Annotated in this window: 9 protein-coding genes and 1 tRNA gene; all 10 read right to left on the bottom strand. The window is 48.7% G+C overall.

All coding sequences use genetic code 11. From position 1 onward, the window contains the following. Positions 1 to 11 precede the first annotated feature (11 nt). The 10 genes from secA2 to J1C77_RS04280 all read right to left on the bottom strand — a co-directional run bounded on the left by secA2 (position 12) and on the right by J1C77_RS04280 (position 20,456). On the bottom strand, positions 12 to 2,393 hold the full coding sequence (gene secA2 / locus J1C77_RS04325) for an accessory Sec system translocase SecA2 (protein WP_002921693.1): 2,382 nt from the start codon (positions 2,391 to 2,393) through the stop codon (positions 12 to 14). Beyond that, the gene (gene asp3, locus J1C77_RS04320; RefSeq protein WP_002921695.1) at positions 2,386 to 2,865 is read right to left on the bottom strand and encodes an accessory Sec system protein Asp3; all 480 of its coding nucleotides are present in this window, start codon (positions 2,863 to 2,865) and stop codon (positions 2,386 to 2,388) included. Before asp3 ends, secA2 begins: the two co-directional genes overlap by 8 nt. Then, positions 2,862 to 4,391, bottom strand: coding sequence for an accessory Sec system protein Asp2 (gene asp2, locus J1C77_RS04315; RefSeq protein ID WP_002921696.1), 1,530 nt, complete (start codon positions 4,389 to 4,391; stop codon positions 2,862 to 2,864). The genes asp3 and asp2 overlap by 4 nt, the downstream gene beginning before the upstream one ends. Then, positions 4,381 to 5,961 (bottom strand): accessory Sec system protein Asp1, encoded by a 1,581-nt coding sequence (gene asp1, locus J1C77_RS04310; protein ID WP_002921701.1) that lies wholly within the window; start codon positions 5,959 to 5,961, stop codon positions 4,381 to 4,383. Before asp1 ends, asp2 begins: the two co-directional genes overlap by 11 nt. An 8-nt stretch (positions 5,962 to 5,969) precedes the next feature. Further along, entirely contained in the window at positions 5,970 to 7,193 is a 1,224-nt protein-coding gene (secY2, locus tag J1C77_RS04305; protein ID WP_002921702.1) for an accessory Sec system protein translocase subunit SecY2, read from the bottom strand. A gap of 32 nt (positions 7,194 to 7,225) precedes the next feature. Further along, positions 7,226 to 8,230 carry a sugar transferase gene (locus J1C77_RS04300; RefSeq protein WP_002921703.1) on the bottom strand — a complete coding sequence of 335 codons (1,005 nt, stop codon included), beginning with the start codon at positions 8,228 to 8,230 and terminating at the stop codon, positions 7,226 to 7,228. A 16-nt stretch (positions 8,231 to 8,246) separates the two neighbouring features. Further along, positions 8,247 to 11,471, bottom strand: coding sequence for an SP_1767 family glycosyltransferase (locus J1C77_RS04295; RefSeq protein WP_427195152.1), 3,225 nt, complete (start codon positions 11,469 to 11,471; stop codon positions 8,247 to 8,249). Positions 11,472 to 11,814: 343 nt separating this feature from the next. Beyond that, a complete protein-coding gene (locus tag J1C77_RS04290; protein ID WP_087941957.1) occupies positions 11,815 to 19,275 on the bottom strand; it encodes an accessory Sec-dependent serine-rich glycoprotein adhesin in 7,461 nt (2,486 codons plus the stop codon). A gap of 209 nt (positions 19,276 to 19,484) precedes the next feature. Next, positions 19,485 to 19,572: transfer RNA gene (locus J1C77_RS04285), tRNA-Ser, on the bottom strand. Between the two features lie 38 nt (positions 19,573 to 19,610). Then, positions 19,611 to 20,456 (bottom strand): DUF695 domain-containing protein, encoded by an 846-nt coding sequence (locus J1C77_RS04280; protein ID WP_002921713.1) that lies wholly within the window; start codon positions 20,454 to 20,456, stop codon positions 19,611 to 19,613. Positions 20,457 to 20,597: the final 141 nt, after the last annotated feature.

The raw sequence follows: 20,597 nt of genomic DNA, 5'->3' as shown, positions 1-20,597 counted from the left end.
TTCTCCTCGTCTTACGGGAAGTACATGATGACTTCTCCTTTAGGGTTGAGTGCCAATTCACTCATCAAAAGATTCTTGACAATCTGCTGTTTCATGCGCTCCTTCATATATTCAAAGCCATCGTAAGCCTCTTGGTAGTATTCTACCAGAGGATTTTTCATAGAGAAATGCTGACCGCTCAAGGCTGTCTTGAGCTGCTGCAGATAGTCCACCTGCTCGACCCAGTTCTCATCAATAGCCTTGAGAACGGACACCCGCTGAAAATGGGTGAATAGCTTGTCAGACTTGAGATAGGCTTTCTTTGCCTGCAATTCCTGCTCGGCAATATCCTGCAAGAACTCTGCAATTTTCTCTGGCGAATAAATATCGAAATCATAAGGAATACGCTCAGCATGATAGCTGAAATGGTCTAAAATAAAGCGATAGAGGTCAGCTCGCGTCTCATAGGACTGCTCATAGGCCGCCTGATGAATGACCTGACTGAGGACACGGCTGATTTCTTCATCAATCCGCTCTTCAGCTTGAATCAAGCGATTGCGCTCAGCATAGGTAATCTCCCGCTGAATCTTCATACACTGGGCATATTCCAGCGTCATCCGACGGGACATCTTGGCACTGCTTTCGCTGGCTCTCTGGGCCTTAGCTACTAAGCGTCTAAAGCGGCGCTGTCCCAGCTGGACTGGATGCTGCTGAACTTCTTCAGTTGAGTAGTCCTTGTAGAACTTCTTGAGCCAATCTGGCCCCCACTTCCTGAGCAGATCATCCTCTAGCGAGATGAAAAACTTACTAATCCCCGGATTACCTTGGCGGCCTGAACGGCCACGAATCTGTAGGTCAATCCGTTGGTTCTCCATCCGCTCAGTACCAATCACCACGAGACCACCCAAATCTGCGACACCTGGTCCTAGCTTTATATCCGTACCGCGACCGGCCATGGATGTAGCCACCGTCACAGCACCTTTCTGTCCAGACTCAGCGATGATTTGTGCCTCACGCGCCGCATTGTTGGCATTGAGCAGATTGTGGGCGATTCCTTCTCTCAGCAGTAGGGATGAGTAAATCTCTGACATCTCCACTGAGCCGGTGAAAATCAAGAGCGGATTGCCTTGGGCATGGTAGTGCTTGACCTCGTCTAGTGAAGCAAAGACTTTTTCTGGCAGGGTCTGGTAAAGCTGGTCTGGCAAATCCTGTCGAATAACTGGCTGGTTGGTCGGAATCTTGATGACAGACATGGAGTAAGTTTCCATAAACTCGCTCTCCACCACCTTGCCGGTCCCGGTCATACCAGAGATTTTCCGGAAGAGCCGGAAGAGATTCTGATAAGTGATGGATGCCATGGCACGCGTTTCCTCCGTCAGCTTGACATGCTCCTTAGCCTCAATGGCCTGGTGCTGCCCTCCCTGAAGCCGGGTCATTTCCAGCAGACGGCCGGTTGAACGATCCAGAAGCACAACTTCTGCCTCTTTATCACCCTGGCGGACAACATAGTCCTTGTCCTTCTTGTAGAGCTTATGGGCCCGCAAGGCTAGATTGAGGTGGCGGACCAATTCTTGATTTTCCTTGGAGAAAAGATGCTCCAAGTCAAGAAAAGACTCCGCTGCTAAAATACCTTTCGAGGTCAGCCAGACTTCATTCTTCTCGTCATCGTAGTGATAATCCTCGTCTTCTTTCAAAGTCGTAATGAAGGTATCCATGATACTATAGAAGTTTGACTGAACCCGAGGAGCACCAGAGATAACCAGAGGCACCTGAGCGCTGTCCAAGAGGATGGAGTCAATCTCGTCTATGATGACATAGTTGAAAGAACTAAGGTATTGGTTATCCTTATTCTCTGCTAGATTTTCAATCAGATAGTCAAAGCCCAAGGCACTATTGGTCGTATAGACAATATCCGCCTGGTAAATCAGCCGCTTCTGCTTGGGCGTCAAATTTCCAGACCCATCAGCTACCACCGCTGCCTCAATAGTCAACCCAAGAAAACGATAGACCTGCCCCATTTCCTGAGCATCCCGCAGAGCCAGATAGGTATTGGTGGTCACCAGCATAGCTCCTTGTCCAGACAGGGCATTGAGATAGAGCGGCATTGTAGCCGTCAGAGTCTTGCCCTCCCCTGTAGCCATCTCAGCGACATTGCCCTCATGGAGAACAATCGCCCCCATTACCTGCACATCGTAGGGAAACATGCCCAGCACCCGCTTGTCCGCTTCCCGCACCACAGCATAAGCCTCCGGCAGCAAGTCGTCTAAAGTCTCACCTGCGGTCAGTCTCTCCTTAAATTCCTGTGTTTTCTTTCGCAGATCAGCGTCTGACAAGCCGGCCATTTCTGACTCAAAGCTCTTGACTTTAGCTAAGATTTTCTTTAAGCGCTGAATTTGAAAATGATTTTTAATCATCAGACTCCTCTATGATTTGGTCAATGTTTAGGCAATGAAACTCTAAGGACTCAACTCCTGCACTAAGCAGCTGAACCTTATAGCTATAGGCTTCGTTTGGGTAGGTAAAGATCATACTCTCCGAGCGCTCCACTTGATTGCTGATTTCTTTATCATAGCGGTCAAAGAAGATGATTTTCAGAAAGACGCTGGATTCAGGATAGGTGGTCATATCTCTAGACAGGCAATAGCGAGCTCCCTTTTTGAGCAAGGGGAGAGCAGGCACCTGCCGGTCTCGCTGATAGTTCCATTTGGAAGACCATTCATGGATGGTCTGGCCGGAGGCCATCAGTTTATTTTCAAAAAATATATGTGAAGGGGAATGAATGATAAGGGTAGTGCCATAGAGATAGGTAAAGTCAGTCATTTTACCAGCTGCCGAAACCCCTCTCAGCTCTCCCCAATAAATTCCCTTTCTTTTTTGAATGTTCATTTCTTTCTCCCAAATTCCTTTTCCAATATCATTCGATAGTAATTCATGAACCAAGACACAGACACAGCTAAGTCGTCATTATGGCGTCCCGGAACACCTCTGCTAATCAGCTTGGCTTCGGTCAGATGAAGAGCTGCCACCAGGTCCTCATAGGCCGTCGGATCATAGTCCTCTTCTTTCATATAGGCGATACCAAAGGTCGTCCGGCTGAAATCAGCCTTCTCAAACTTACGCCAGTAGCGTTGATTCAGTTCTTCTACATGTTCCTGATCTTTGCCACCCGTGTGACGGTGAAGGACATCTAGAGCCGTTGGAAAGACCTCGGGCAGGCGTAAACGACCACGTTGGGCAATAGTGCCTAGATTTCCCAAGGGCTTGGACAAAACAATAGCCCGCGGACGAAACTCCGAACCGTAATAAACCGCACCATAGGTCCCCATTGACATGCCTGATAGAATCAAATCCCGCTCGGTAAAGCCCAGAAAGTCCAAATGTTCTTGGATAATCTTATGAATACTGCTCTCCAGCTCCTGACTGCCCAGATAAAACATACCGCCATCCACGCGCGGATCTGAAAACAAGAGAAAAGGACAGCCTAAACTCCGCATCATTCCAAAGCCCTCGAAGCCTTCCGCCCGACGGTAACCAGAAAAATAAACAGCCAAAGGCGGCTTCAAATCTCCCGGATAAAAGAAGTAATTAATCTCCTGACGGTGGCTATCGCGAAAAATCTTCCCACCCAGAACATACTTGCCAAACTCAAAGCGGGTCAGGCGCTGATGCAGAGCGCCAACCTGAATCCGTCCCTCGCCTCTAGCCTCCAAACTGACTCCCAGATAGGAAGTAAAGTCATTGTCCAGAACCATGGATTCCCGCATGTCCTCTTCTGCGAAAATAGTCTCCCGAGCGATGTCCGCAGTCGAGCCTTCCTGGATATTATAGAGCCGCAACCTCAGCTCACAGCTGCCTGACTTTTCATACTCAAGCCAGAGTTCAACTGGATTGAACTTGTTGGCTATAATATTATATTTCCAAGACAGGATTGGCTGAAAGTCCTGACCAAAATCCCCTTCCAGCTCTAGATTTTCATAGCCATTGTAGCAAATCTTGCCCCGAAATCCGGGACTGACCACCATATCAAGCGGGGTCATCTTATCGCCATACTGGCCGGAAAAGAGAGCCTTTGACAGCTTGCGGAGCAGGTCAGCTCGATCGCTCATATCCGTTGGCTGAACGCAGTGACGCTTGAGGAAGTACTCAATATCCGCTTCCTGGGTTTCCTGTTCCTGATCATAGAAAACAGTATAAGGAATAATCTTGGCCTCAATCATAAACAAATCTGGGATCCGACGCAAATCGTCTACCAGAATCGCATCAAACTTGCCAATCTTATCCATCTCCATGACCTTTTTGATAGCTAGATTGGAGTTGGGAAAGAAATAATACCAGTTCATATTGTCTGGAATAGCAAGCTCCTTGCTCCAGTCGCTTGAGCCAATCTGTAAGATTTTCAGCTTATTTTGCATTCTCAGCCTCCTTGAGCCACTGCTCCCACCGGCCAATCAGCTCCAGACCAGTATTATGATGGATTTTTTCAATAGAATAAATCAGGGCCTGATTCCAATTTTTCAAACCTTCCAAGTAATAGTCTGCAGCAGTAGGTAGATCAGAGATAGAGTCCAAGATATAGCCATTTTGCAGATGGGTCACATAGTCCGAGCCCACCATATTGATCTGCGGAATCCCGGCAGAAATCCCAGCAATCTGCGTATAGAGATTGGGCTGCTCACTCAGGTCAATGATTAACCGCGTATCATCCAGCTCCTGAATCAAGCTGAGCTCGTCTGTGATATTTTTAATGGTGAAACGGAGGTCCTGCTCCTGATTTTCCAGCAGGGCATTCTCAGCCTGCTCACTGCGGCGGTAGTTCTTGACAAATTCATACCGATTCAAGTATTCATCAATGACCTCCTGCACCTTAGTCTCCACCTTTTGGATTCCTTCCTGCCAGGCATTGTAAACACCGATAGTCAGCTCCGTATCCGTATGCTTGGCCACATAGTGGAGAACCTTGAAGATAGCATAGTCATTAAGCCCTTCTTCCAGATTAATCTGATAAAAAATCTTGGATTCGCGGCGGCGTTGGCTCTTGCCCAGCTGCAGACGGGTATCAAAAGGCGACAGGTAATGCACCTTCTGAGCCTGCCCAGGCAGGTAACGCTGAATAACCTTCTTGAAGTCCATACGATCAGTCAAGACTAAATCCGCCTGCTGTAAATCTGCTCCTAAAACTGGCCAATCCACTGTATGATTGCGCTCGTGGAAAAAGCTGAGAATGATTTGAACATTCTTGGGCAATAAGCGCAAAATGGCTTGAGTGTATAAGGGATGCGCTGCTAGGACAAACCGGCTGTCCTCTCCTGCATTGCGCTCGATATAGTGGCCCAATTTCTCCAAGATCAAGTCCGGCATCCGCTCATACTCCAGCTTATCAAAGTCCAGTAAGTAAGCAGGATTGACCTCTATCCGACTGTCGTCAGGCTTGAGATGCTCACGAATCCGCCAGTCACCATCCGGCTGCAGGTAGTCCTGATAAAGGGGCTGACCATCTTCATAATAGGTGATACTGGAGACAAAGCCCCGGTCATCAAAGATATAAAACTTGTCCAGCTGGTCATCCTTGAAAAACTTGATGAAGCTGATAAAGCCTTCTACTCCAAACTCGACATGGGCATAGAGCTGTCCCTGCCTGCGGACCATGATTAGAAAGGGCGTATAGACAAACTCACAGTCTGGTTCCCAGTCCAGATCCTTGATTTGCAGTACTTGCATTTCTTTAGACTGGATTCCCTGAATCTCATCAAAGACCGAGTAATAGTCCGTCTCAAAAATATCCTGCCGATGCAAGAGGTAACGGGCATGCGGCATATAGGCTGGCAAAAGCAGCTGGACTGGCAAATTTTCACTTTGAAAAATCCGAATCTGATGAATCGAGTCATCAAACTCCAGTCGCTGCATGGAGCGGTACCAAGGGACAATATCCCGGTGCCAAACCCGATCCCCACTGCCACTCCATGAAGGAATAAAGTAATACATAGTTTCTCCTACAACAATGAACGATAACGGTCATTAAGCGTCAAGGCATCCACCTCGTCCTTAATAGAAAAGACCATCCCGATAAAAATCATAAAAATCCCCGGAATCATACTGAGCCGCAGATAGCGAATGTCCAGAAGCACCACCAACATAGGCAGGCCAGAAATCAGGATAAGATAGAAAGCCCCCACTAGTGCAAAATAAGTCACCAAACCATTGATATAGCGACGGGTTGCTCCTCCCGGATAAATATTTTCAATATACTCTCCACTCTTCTGCATCCGCTCAGCAATCTGGTCGCCACTGATATTGATAAAGGCGAAGGCCAGCGCCAGGATGAAAATGGTCAGCAGATAGAGGATAAACCAAGCTGGACTTCCCATAGACAGCGCTTCTATCCACTGATCAATCAGCTGATTGTTCGGCTGGATAAAGTGGATAATCAAAAGGAAATACTGGGGAATGCTGACCAAGGTCATCGCATACATGATGGGCATTCCACCAGCAGGATTAAGACGAATATCCAAATAAGAGTATTTCTTAAAACGGTTATGGATATTGATCTTATTGACTGGAATTCGGTACTTGGACCGCTCAACTGTAACAGCCAGATAGAGAAAGACTAGACTGAAAACCAGCATCAAGGCCAGCCAAAGTGAAGAAATCTTCAGCTCCTGAATGGAATTCCAAATATCCTGCGGAATGTAGGCAATCATGCTGGCCATGACAATCATGATGGAGCCGCCAAGTCCCATGGCAGCATTCAAATCCGTCAGCCAGATGAGAAAGTAGGTCCCAGCCATCAAGATCAAGGTATCTAAGACCATAATCGTAGTCATATCCGCCCCACCTGATTCTTGCAGTGGCAGATTTAGGACCAGGGCTACGGACTGAATCAAGGCAATGACCAAGGTCAGCAGCATCCGCCGCCTTTCCTGTACTTCCAGAGGGAGTTTACTCAAGCCTAGGCGCTTGGACACAGCAAACATCTGCCAGATCAGCATAGAGGACATCCAAGGAGACAGGCCGACAGAAAAGAGCGACATACTGCGCAGATTTCCCCCCATCAGGGCTGTCGCATAGTTCAAGGTCGTAGAGGTTCCGTCCATGGCAGCTGCCTTACTCATATCGATGAAAGGCAGGGTCAGCTTGGTTCCCAAGACATAGATAAATAAGAAAAATAAGGTCCACAGAAACTTCTTGATAATGACCGGTTTAAAAAATGACTTCACACTGACTCCTCATGACGATGGCTGGAAAGGCTCTAAGATAAAACTTCCATCACCGCATCTACTAAGACTTTTTTGCTAAAATAACCTTCCTTAAGCAAGAAATAGAACTTTCTAACCCGCTCGACCATAGCCTGATACTCCTCAGCAGTCAGATTTTCAACAATCCGACTGGCCTCTTCCAGACTGTCTACGACAAAGCCCAGACCGCGCTCACGGATCAGCTCTGCATTGGACAGGTAAGAAGGGACGATGACCGGAATCCCAGCTGCCAGATAAGTGGCAGACTTATGAGAGATATTGAGACCATAGTATTCCGGCTCGTCTGCTGGATTTTCCTCAACACCCCAGACTAGACCTAGACCACCCTTGGACAGCTCCAAGAGCAACTCTGGCCGGCTGACCCAGCCGCGATAGCTGACATTGGCCTCTGGATTTAACTCTTCCTCAGGCGAAAAAATCTCCAGCGGCGTAGCATAAGACCAATTGATCAGATGCGGAAAACGCTCCACACTTCCGGCAAAATACAGCTTAGGCGCAAACTGAGGCTGGTGCAGGGGCAAATCATAGGGATGATCCCACATGCGCTGGACCAAAATCTTGTCCACCGTCAGCCCCTCTGCCAGAAGCTTGTCGCGCATCTGCTCAGAAGGCACGATGACCGCATCTGACTGATTGTACATATCGATATACTCCGGCATCAGATAATAGTTTGACGGGAACATCAGCGGCGGCACATCATGGATAAAGGTCACCAGCTTAGCCTGCAAAATCTTCAGCTTGCTGATAAAGGCCTGGTCAAACTCCCGGCCATTCCAAGTCGGCGACTGATAGATAACCACATCGCCATAGCCCACACTGGCCATAATGCCGTCCAGACGACGACTGAGCTCCGACTGGCTGTCACTGTATATATCGTAAAAGTAAAAACTCAGTTCATTGAAGCCCAGCTGCTTGGCGAGCTTGGTCACATCATTCTGGGCAATCAAGGCCGTACTCTGGCCAGACATACCGTATAGATTGGTAATATTAACTTTCATATTCTTTTTCTAATCTTCATTCCTGAGCCAGATTGGCAACAATCTGACTGTCATAAGCTTGGTCGTCTCTAAACTCAATATCCTGATCAAAATTGTGCTCAGCAGTATGCTTGTGCGACAGCTTGACCTTGTGGCTAGCTCCCATCTGGAACCATTCATACTCTGAGTCAATATGCCCAATATCCAGCGCTCGATAACCTTCCTGAACCAGATCATAGACTAAGACCTTGGCCGTCGGCCCCAGCATGGTCAAAATCAGACGATTATCCGCATGCTCTCGAACAGCCTGCTTGATGGCCTCCAGCTTGCTGTAGGCATTGCGAGAAGGACAGATAATCCGCTTGATGGACCTAGCCCCATCAAAAAGGTCATTGCCCACACCAGAGCGAGAAGTCAAGCCCTCTACGATTAAGAGGTCCTTGTCCTGCCATAGCTGCTTGAGCTTTGCAAAATAGCCCGCAGACGGCGTCTTATCTTCCAAGTCGATGTAAGGACGGGAAATAAAAGTCGAGCCGTACCAAGATGCTCGGCAAATATTTTTATATTTCTCAAGAAAATGTGGCAAATGATTTAGACTCCAAAAATTTTGGGCATCAATGGAATAGCGCTCTAGCCCTGTAAAAACATCGGGCAGACAGATCATCAAATGCTCATCGCTCTCCATAGACATAATCTCTCTCAAGCGCGCTGACAGTTCTGGATCAAAATCCTGATAGACGATACTACGGCCCGCAATCAAATCCATCTCCCCATCTCCAAAGCGAACCACTGAAGCACCTTTCTCCAAGAGATAGTCCAGTGATTGGTCGATAGAGAGGACAGAAATCTGCCGCTCTTCAGGCTCGGCTAAGCCCAGCTTCTCAATAGCCTGCACCATGACTTCAGGATTATCGGTTGGAAAGACTTCCTGCCCCTGCTGGCCATGGGCTGTACTGTCAAAGGCAAAGACTGGCTTACCAGCAGACTTAAAGCGAGCAATGATATCACCCACCTCATCACCAGCATTGATATCCAGTAGCAGCTGAGACTTGACTTCCAGCGACTCCAAGAGAGCCGGAATCCCAGCAATATCTGAGCTGACGCTGACATTAGGATAATGGAGCAGACGCGTGATTGGCTCTGCTACCACTACCGGTGCTGCAATGTAGAAATGACAGGCAGGCAGGGCTTGAATCAGATAGTTGATATGCATCAGGTCACAAGAGTAGGTATAGACTAGGCAGGACAGACTTGAGCCCCCTTCACCTTCCACCATCTTTTGAGTCAGGGCTCCGACTGGCTCCTCCATATCCGACCAATCCAGTCCCTGATAGAACCACCAGACCTCACGATAGATAGACTGGGTATACTCTTTCCAAGGCTTGCGCTCGGTCAGATAGTGAATCACAGGCGGATAGAGACCTTTTTCAGGTTCATAGTCCGAAAAGGTCGTGTGCAGCGTAATGCAGTTATAAGCAAAAGGCAGCTCAAGCCAGCGGTTTTCAAAGAGCATATTGAGAATGCTTTGGTCATCCTGAGTAACTTTATCATGCAAGCTATCAGTCATCTCAATCAATTGACCCGCAATATCGTTTTCTCTCCAGTAGTTCACATTAATTAGTAAAACACCTGAATTAAAAATCTGCTCGCCAAAGTATACTTCTCCACCCAGATCTCTTACCGCTCCAAGCGGATAGGAACCTAAATCAACTGCAAAAATTTCTGATAAATCACGTGTTACTACAATATCGCAGTCCAAATAAAGAGCTTGATCTTCCTGTACAAAAGTAGCTGTAAAATATCTCAAAAAAACTGAATAATGGATATTTGTCTTATATTGACTAATATGACTGCCATCCACCCGAGCATTGACAATCTGGCAGTCTAGCTTGGCCAGTCTCTTTTGCATGCTGACAAACCACTCTGTCGGAAAGTCACTGTTGATGACATAAAACTTGATAAAGCGATTGTGGCAAACGATGGACTTAATGGTGGTTAAGACCTGCTCACTATAGGCAGCATTAGCCGCCAGCACCACAGCCCGAAAGGCTTGCGGCTTCTCTTTTTTCATCAGACTGCACAGCTTTCTCACCATCTCCTGAGGGTGCTCATGGGGATAGACCAGTTCTTCGTTTTCATTTTTCTTAGTATTGTCAAAAGCCAGAACTGGCTTGCCCAGCGTCTTGAAACGACGACTCAGTTCATAGTGCTCATTCCCATGGTGAATATCCAAATAGACCTGGCACTTATCAATGAGCTCATCCAGCACTGCATGGATAACCTGCGGATAGAGATGGATATTTTCATAGCGATCCAAAGAACGCAGATAATCTCCCATATCTGTGTAACAGGCTATATAAAAATGAACGCTAGGCAGGGACTGGGCTAAAAACTCAATCTGCTCTAGCTCTTGCACATCTGTCAGGAGCATACAGTTCAGAGCGGCCTTCTCCCAACGGTCCTGCATCTCAAACTCTCCCCGATGATGGGCTAAAACATCCTCCAGACTCAAAGCCTGAAAGTCCCACCAAAGCTGACGGTAGCGATAGCTGATCTCCGAATTCCAAGGCTTACGATAAGTCGTATAATGAATAATCATCGGTTCCTTATCCAGCTCAAAATGCCCATTCCAGCCGCTGTAAAAGGCCACCAAATCATGGCCTACCTGCAGATTGTAAATCTTATCCAAGGGCAGCCAGTCCTGAGCCAGCACATGATTTAAAACCGTCTGATCGCCGTTGAAATCCTCCATCTGGCCAGACTGGACCAAGCCCATGATGCGGTCCGTTTCCTTGATAAAGGTCTCCTGCAGCTGCTTTTCTTTCCATGCTCGATTATCAATTAGCATAACTCCAGAGTTAAATCCATAACCACCAGCATCTCCAACCGCTGCAACAAGCTTGCCTTCTAGAAAAATATCAAATAAAGGCTGCAAATCTCTATTGACCACCAGATCGCTGTCCAGATAAAGGACGCGCTCCTCTGCTACAAACTGCGGAATGAAATAGCGTGCATAGGCTGCTGAGCTGATATGGTCCTGAGTCAGCCACTCTGGACTGATAGTCACTTGGTCCAAGCTGACATTGACCAATTCACTATCCACCTGCTCAGCCAGCTCCTTAAAATCACGGAACCACTCGTCACTTAATCCCTGATTGAAAACATAGATTTTTACATTTTTATTGTAATATAAAATCGACTTAATTGTAGTCGAAACTTGCTCCTGATAGGCCTGATCCCCAACCAAAACAATCGTTTTCATTTCTTCCCTTACTCTTTCATTTCATAAACTCTAAAACATCATTTCTATACTTGATATTATATAAAATATTGTCCAAAAAATCTATATTCTCAAGGACTTTCCTGCAGAATAAAGGATACTTTTTTCTACTAAATTGTCAAAAAAACAGGAAGTTGTCAAAACTTCCTGTTTCTATAGCCTCTCGGTTTCTTTTTACTAGTTCCTAGTCTAGGATTTTAGGAAGCAAGCACCAGAAATAATCCAATTATTTCCTTAAGACTTACTTTGTCCATCACTTCCACAGCTCACTAACAGAGTGGACTTTTGACGGACTAAAAGATAAACTGATCGGCTCTATTTACTGCTACTCCTCAGAGTCGCTTTTCTTTTTACGTCTCTTGAAGGCCAAGCCCAACGCTCCTAAGCCCAGAGCCAGGATGGAAGCCTTGCTCTCCGTTTCCCCTGTCTGAGGCAGACGACCTCTGGAAATCAGATCCAGCTCAGACTGTCTTGCTGAAGCGGACAGACTTTCAGATGTGCTCTGACTAGCTGACAGGCTCGTAGACAGGCTTTCCGATACAGACTGACTGACACGAGCAAGCTCGCTGAGACTGACTGCTGCTGACAGTGACTCGCTTGTAGAAAGGCTTAGTGAGTAGAATTCCTTCTCATGAACCAGATCCAGCTGACTATGCAAGACTGAGGTGCTGGTGCTCACTGAGGTAGACTCACTGATTGACTGCGAATCGCTAATCGAAGCACTTTCTGAACCAGACAGACTAGCTGAAGTACTTGCGGATTCTGAGGCACTTACTGAAGCAGATATACTTGCCAACGCTAAAGCAGATGTACTTACTGAAGTCGATTCGCTCGCAAATACGGATGAACTAGTTGAAGCTGATTCACTCGCTTTCGCAGATGAGCTAGTTAAAGCTGACTCACTTGCACTCACTGACGCACTGGTCGATGCAGACGTACTTGCTGAAACTGATGCGCTGGTTGACGCGGACATACTTGCGGATACTGAAGCGCTCGTGGAGGCAGACTTGCTTGCGCTCACTGACGCACTTGTAGACGCGGACGTACTTGCACTCACTGATGCACTCGTCGACGCGGACGTGCTGGCAGATACAGACGCACTCGTTGAGGCTGAGGTACTTGCGCTCACTGACGCACTCGTCGATGCTGAGGTACTTGCGCTCACTGACGCACTCGTCGATGCAGACGTGCTTGCTGATACAGATGCGCTAGTAGATGCGGACGTGCTGGCACTCATAGACGCACTCGTTGAGGCTGACGTGCTTGCTGATACAGACGCACTCGTCGATGCGGATTCACTCGCTTTCGCAGATGAGCTAGTTGAAGCCGACTCACTTGCACTCACTGACGCACTTGTCGATGCGGACGTACTTGCTGAAACTGACGCGCTGGTTGAAGCTGAGGTACTTGCGCTTACAGACGCACTCGTTGAAGCAGACATACTTGCACTTACTGATGCGCTGGTAGACGCGGACATACTTGCACTTACGGATGCGCTCGTGGACGCTGACGTACTTGCACTTACTGACGCGCTCGTAGATGCCGATGTGCTGGCACTCACTGACGCACTCATCGACGCGGACGTGCTTGCAGACACAGACGCGCTGGTTGAGGCTGACGTGCTGGCACTTACTGAGGCACTCGTGGAGGCAGACGTACTTGCGCTTACGGATGCACTTGTGGACGCTGAAGTACTTGCGGATACTGATGCGCTTGTGGACGCGGACGTGCTGGCACTTACGGACGCACTCGTCGATGCGGACGTACTTGCGCTTACGGATGCGCTCGTTGAGGCTGACGTGCTGGCTGATACAGATGCACTCGTTGAAGCAGACGTACTTGCTGAAACGGACGCACTTGTCGACGCGGATGTACTTGCTGAAACTGATGCACTCGTTGATGCGGACGTGCTGGCACTCACTGACGCACTCGTTGATGCTGAGGTACTTGCACTTACTGACGCACTCGTTGATGCTGAGGTACTTGCACTTACTGACGCACTCGTTGAGGCTGACGTGCTGGCACTTACGGACGCACTTGTTGATGCGGACGTACTTGCTGATACAGAGGCACTCGTTGATGCGGACGTGCTTGCGTATACAGATGCACTCGTCGACGCGGATGTACTTGCAGATACTGACGCGCTCGTGGACGCGGACGTGCTTGCGCTTACTGAGGCACTTGTTGACGCGGACGTACTTGCAGACACAGACGCGCTAGTAGACGCGGACGTACTTGCACTTACTGACGCACTTGTTGACGCTGATGTACTTGCACTTACTGACGCGCTCGTTGAAGCTGACGTACTTGCGCTGACTGAAGCACTCGTCGACGCTGATGTACTTGCACTCACTGACGCACTCGTCGACGCGGACGTACTTGCACTTACTGATGCGCTCGTCGACGCTGAGGTACTTGCACTTACTGACGCACTCGTTGACGCGGACGTACTTGCGCTTACTGACGCACTTGTCGATGCTGAAGTGCTTGCACTTACGGATGCGCTCGTTGAGGCAGACGTGCTTGCACTTACTGACGCACTTGTTGACGCTGAGGTGCTTGCTGATACGGACGCACTTGTCGACGCTGAGGTGCTTGCGCTCACTGAAGCACTCGTTGAAGCAGACGTACTTGCACTTACAGATGCACTGGTTGAGGCGGAGGTACTTGCGGATACCGACGCGCTCGTGGACGCAGATGTGCTTGCGCTGACTGACGCGCTAGTAGACGCTGAGGTGCTTGCACTCACAGATGCACTCGTGGACGCTGAGGTACTTGCGGATACCGACGCACTCGTCGATGCTGAGGTACTTGCGCTTACGGACGCACTTGTCGATGCGGACGTGCTTGCGCTTACTGATGCGCTGGTGGACGCGGACGTACTTGCGCTTACTGAGGCACTCGTTGATGCGGACGTGCTGGCACTCACTGACGCACTCGTGGACGCTGAGGTACTTGCACTTACTGACGCGCTCGTGGACGCCGAGGTACTTGCACTTACTGATGCACTCGTTGAAGCAGACGTGCTGGCACTTACCGACGCGCTGGTAGACGCTGACGTACTTGCACTTACTGATGCGCTCGTCGACGCTGAGGTACTTGCACTTACTGACGCGCTCGTCGACGCGGACGTGCTGGCAGATACTGATGCGCTTGTTGAAGCGGACGTGCTTGCTGAAACTGATGCACTCGTTGAAGCGGACGTGCTTGCTGAAACTGATGCACTTGTTGATGCTGACGTACTTGCTGAGACGGATGCACTCGTTGAAGCAGACGTACTTGCACTTACAGATGCACTCGTTGAAGCGGATGTACTTGCGGACACGGATGCACTGGTGGACGCGGACGTACTTGCACTCACTGATGCACTGGTGGACGCGGACGTACTTGCGCTGACTGACGCACTCGTCGACGCGGACGTACTGGCACTTACAGATGCACTCGTGGACGCGGACGTACTTGCGCTTACTGACGCACTTGTCGATGCTGAAGTGCTTGCACTTACGGATGCGCTCGTGGAGGCAGACGTGCTTGCACTTACTGACGCACTTGTCGACGCTGAGGTGCTTGCTGATACGGACGCACTTGTCGACGCTGAGGTGCTTGCGCTCACTGAAGCACTCGTGGACGCTGAGGTGCTTGCACTTACTGAGGCACTGGTTGAGGCGGAGGTACTTGCGGATACCGACGCGCTCGTGGACGCAGATGTGCTTGCGCTGACTGACGCGCTAGTAGACGCTGAGGTGCTTGCACTCACAGATGCACTCGTGGACGCTGAGGTACTTGCGGATACCGACGCACTCGTCGATGCTGAGGTACTTGCGCTTACGGACGCACTTGTCGATGCGGACGTGCTTGCGCTTACTGATGCGCTGGTGGACGCGGACGTACTTGCGCTTACTGAGGCACTCGTTGATGCTGAGGTACTTGCACTTACCGATGCACTCGTGGACGCTGAGGTACTTGCACTTACTGACGCGCTCGTGGACGCCGAGGTACTTGCACTTACTGATGCGCTCGTTGAAGCAGACGTACTTGCGCTTACTGAGGCACTCGTCGACGCGGACGTGCTGGCACTTACTGACGCACTTGTGGACGCCGAGGTACTTGCGGATACTGAAGCGCTAGTCGACGCAGACATGCTGGCACTCACTGACGCGGACGTGCTGGCACTTACTGACGCACTTGTGGACGCCGATGTACTTGCACTCACTGAAGCACTTGTCGACGCGGACGTACTTGCTGATACAGATGCGCTCGTCGATGCTGACGTGCTTGCACTCACTGAAGCACTCGTCGACGCGGACGTACTTGCGCTCACTGATGCGCTCGTCGATGCAGATTCACTCGCAGACACAGACGCACTCGTGGACGCGGACGTACTTGCTGATACTGAGGCACTGGTTGATGCCGATGTGCTTGCTGAAACTGATGCACTCGTGGAAGCAGACTCACTTGCACTCACTGATGCACTCGTGGACGCGGACGTACTTGCTGATACTGACGCGCTCGTCGAGGCGGACGTGCTTGCACTTACTGAGGCACTGGTTGAGGCTGAGGTGCTTGCAGATACTGACGCACTCGTTGAAGCGGACGTACTTGCACTTACTGATGCACTCGTGGACGCGGACGTGCTTGCAGATACAGATGCACTCGTCGAGGCTGAGGTGCTGGCTGATACGGATGCACTCGTTGAAGCGGACGTACTTGCACTTACAGACGCACTCGTTGAAGCCGAGGTGCTGGCTGATACAGATGCACTTGTCGACGCTGAAGTACTTGCACTCACTGAGGCACTGGTCGATGCAGACGTACTTGCACTTACAGACGCACTTGTCGATGCTGAGGTGCTGGCTGATACAGATGCACTCGTTGAAGCCGAGATGCTGGCTGATACAGATGCACTTGTCGACGCTGAAGTACTTGCGGACACGGATGCACTCGTTGAGGCAGACGTACTTGCAGATACAGATGCACTCGTCGAGGCTGAGGTGCTGGCTGATACAGATGCGCTTGTCGACGCTGAAGTGCTTGCAGATACAGATGCACTCATTGAAGCTGACGTACTTGCACTCACTGAGGCACTGGTCGAAGCAGATGTACTTGCTGATACGGATGCACTCGTTGAAGCCGAGGTGCTTGCACTTACTGACGCACTCGTTGAAGCCGAGGTGCTTGCACTTACTGACGCACTCGTCGACGCTGAGGTGCTTGCACTTACGGATGCGCTGGTTGACGCGGACTCGCTAGCAGATACAGACGCACTCGTTGAGGCAGACGTGCTTGCACTTACTGACGCGCTAGTTGACGCAGATGTACTTGCGGACACGGATGCACTCGTTGAGGCAGACGTACTTGCGCTTGCGGATGCACTTGTCGACGCTGAAGTACTTGCGCTCACTGACGCGCTCGTTGAAGCGGACGTGCTTGCACTTACGGATGCGCTGGTCGACGCTGATGTACTTGCGGATACGGATGCGCTTGTTGAAGCCGATGTGCTTGCGGATACTGAAGCGCTCGTTGATGCTGAGGTACTTGCACTCACAGATGCACTTGTTGATGCTGAGGTACTTGCACTTACTGACGCGCTCGTTGACGCGGACGTACTTGCACTCACTGACGCACTCGTGGACGCGGACGTACTTGCAGATACAGATGCACTCGTTGAAGCTGACGTACTTGCACTTACTGACGCGCTCGTTGACGCGGACGTACTTGCACTCACTGACGCACTCGTGGACGCGGACGTACTTGCAGATACAGATGCACTCGTTGAAGCTGACGTACTTGCACTCACTGATGCACTCGTCGACGCGGACGTACTTGCGCTGACTGATGCACTCGTCGAAGCAGACGTGCTTGCACTTACTGATGCACTCGTTGAAGCTGACGTACTTGCGCTCACTGATGCGCTAGTTGACGCAGACGTGCTGGCACTTACCGACGCACTTGTGGACGCGGACGTACTTGCTGATACTGATGCACTCGTCGACGCGGACGTACTTGCACTCACTGATGCACTCGTTGAAGCTGACGTACTTGCACTTACTGATGCACTCGTTGAAGCTGACGTACTTGCACTCACTGATGCACTCGTTGAAGCGGACGTACTTGCGCTGACTGATGCACTCGTTGAAGCTGACGTACTTGCTGATACGGATGCGCTAGTTGATGCGGACGTGCTTGCTGATACTGATGCACTCGTTGAAGCGGACGTACTTGCACTCACTGATGCACTCGTTGAGGCCGACGTACTTGCTGATACTGACGCACTCGTTGAAGCTGACGTGCTAGCAGAGGTTGATGCACTTACAGAAGCAGATTTACTATCTACAATAGACTGACTCGCTGAGGTCGATGCACTAAGGGACGCTGAGGTACTAGCAGACACTGAAGCACTGGTCGAGGCGGATGTAGAAGCTGATGTTAAAGCTGAACGACTTGATGCAAGATCTTTTACTACTCTATTTGCAGTAATAGTATCTGTAGAATTATCTGGATAAGTAATGGTGACTGTTCCATTTGGAGAGACAGTAATTCTAGAAGCTTCAGGAATCTGAGGATTGGCTGCTCTTACTGCCGCCTCTACTGCACTTTTCTCACTTGGGGATAAACTAGAAAGCTTATCTACATAAGTGATTGTCGGATCAGCAGGATCATATTTATAAGATTGTGGTCTATACTTAATTACAAAAGTAATATTTGAAGTAACATTACCAGCAACATCCCAGGCTCTAATAGTTCGAGTATATTGAGCAGCATTTACATTTCTTGAATCAATTTCTAATTCTTTTGGAACTTTACCATATGCTCTAACACGCAAGGGATTAGCAGAGGTGGCATTTCCCGGTACATTGAAATTATCCTCTGAATATTTTAACCAATCAAAACCCAGTGCTTTACCAAAAGTACTTAATTCAATGTTTTTAACTTGACCGCTATCATCTACTATTTCAAAATAAAATTCAAACGCTTCATCACGATAAACTACTATATCACGAGGTACTGTAATTGTAGGTGGGGTTGTATCTGTAGCTCGGCGTTTCCGAACACGAGCCGTTTCAGTTGAGGAACTGGCTGAGCCATTATTAGTCGAAGACCTGTTGGTTTCAGATGATGCGCTTTGACTGTTTACAGTAGATTCTGACTTGAAGCTAGCTGAGGTAGATGCTGGCTGAGATGCACTAACCGAATCAGATGTACTTGAAGACACTGAAAGAGACTCAGATACACTTAAGGAATCTGAGACTGCTTGAGATGTGCTGGCACTGATAGAGGCAGAGCTAGACTGTGACATTGACTCTGAAGCTGAGATGCTGGCAGAGATAGATGCACTGACAGAAGCACTGGCACTGGCTGAGGATGTATCTGATACAGACTCTGACTCAGTATGTGAGCTTGCCGTTGCAGTTGCTGCTTCAGTAGCACTGCTTTCTTCTCCTAAAACTGTTTCACCACGTGTCGCTAAAACGTCTGTCGTATCAATGACCTTTTCCAGAGCCTGACCGTCTTCTGCATGAACAGTTGTACTTGTCACAACAGCTCCGCCCAGCACGGCCCCTGTGGCGACAATGCCCCTCAAAAAGTCTATGCCGCTCTTTTTATCGGTAACTTGTTCTTCCGTTACCTTGAGCTCGATCGATGAAAGGCCTCCCCCCTTCATTGATCTAAAAAGGCCGAACTGTGATGTCGCAGCACGCAGCCAATGCTTACCCGATTTAATCAGCTTAAAACGAGTCACACGCTCTACTTCGTGGTACTTACCTTTTTGACGTTTAAAAAACATAATTCTCCCTTTAATTTATATCCTTTTTAAAAATCCATTAATCCCATTTTACCACACTATTATATAAAATGAACAATAAATTACTTATTTTTTTTGCTGAAATTGTTTTCAAGCATTTCCAAAAATATTCATATTCAAAAAGACTCGCCTTTCTTCCATAACCTTTTGCAATAGAAAAAACGCCAAACAGCGTTTCTTGCATCTTATAACGGAAGACATGGGATTCGAACCCACGCACGCTTTTACACGCCTACTGCGTTTCCAACACAGCCTCTTAAGCCTCTTGAGTAATCTTCCACAAAAGAGAAAGCCCAGCTTTCTCAAAACTTTAACCATTATACCACATTACAGCCCCAACCGCCATAGTTTCCGTTAAATTTTTTCACAAATTCAACCAAAGTCCAAACATTCTGGTTCAAATCAAAGATTTCCGTCGTATCCATACGAATCACATGCAGCTGATATGGTTTGTCAGCATCTTCTATCTTTTCAGCTGATACGAGGCTATAGCCCAGCTCTTCGACTTCCTTTAGGAAACCATCCCGTTCTTCCTCCGAAGCAAAATAAGCCCAATGGTCAATCTCGCGCTCCTGACTATGGTCATCGCCGTCCTGCTCCAGCTGGTACCAGACCCGCTGGTTGAGAATGGTCTGATACTCGTATTCATTGGGATAGAGAAAGTCAAAGTACTGATTCCATTCCTCGTCTTCAAGGGTTGCTGAGTCATAGCGGCGGTCTGGAAAGTCGCGCATCACTTCGGCAATTGGCTCCAGATGGCTTTTCTTGTCTTGCAGATAGTAGTAAAACTCAATATTTCCATCTGTCGTAATCACACCGACATGAATACCACCGACCTGGCCCAAAGCCTCAGAAAGCCGATCCTCAATCACATTCAGCTCTTTAAACTCATCACTAGATGGAAAACCCGTCTCCCCATCGTACTGGAGGAGCGTTACCTTGAGTCTCATAGCATAGGCATAGAGAGGATAGGGGGCCTCATTAGCAAGAGCTAGATTCAGACGGATACTAGCCAACTTGTCATCAATATAGGTTGAGAAAGAGCCCCACTCACTCGGAAAAGGATCTTCAGAAGGCACATCAAGCACTGCTTCTTCTACATTTTCTACTTTCTCTTCCTCTTGCTCTCGCTTCTTACCAAACAGATTCTTAAAAAAACTCATATCAAACTTCCCTTAATACTTATGAAATCAACCCAATAGAAATACAAATATTTCCTTTGTCATCACTAACATCATTGTATTACTTTTTCAGATAGAAATCAAGATTTCCTGAACATTACAAAAGCAAAAAACGCTGATTTC

Origin of the sequence: Streptococcus sanguinis (genome assembly GCF_050223295.1) — a bacterium.
In the GTDB taxonomy this organism is placed as follows: Bacteria; Bacillota; Bacilli; order Lactobacillales; family Streptococcaceae; genus Streptococcus; species Streptococcus sanguinis_X.
The sequence above is the reverse complement of the archived record's forward strand: the minus strand, read 5'-3'. Positions and strand labels throughout refer to the sequence as shown.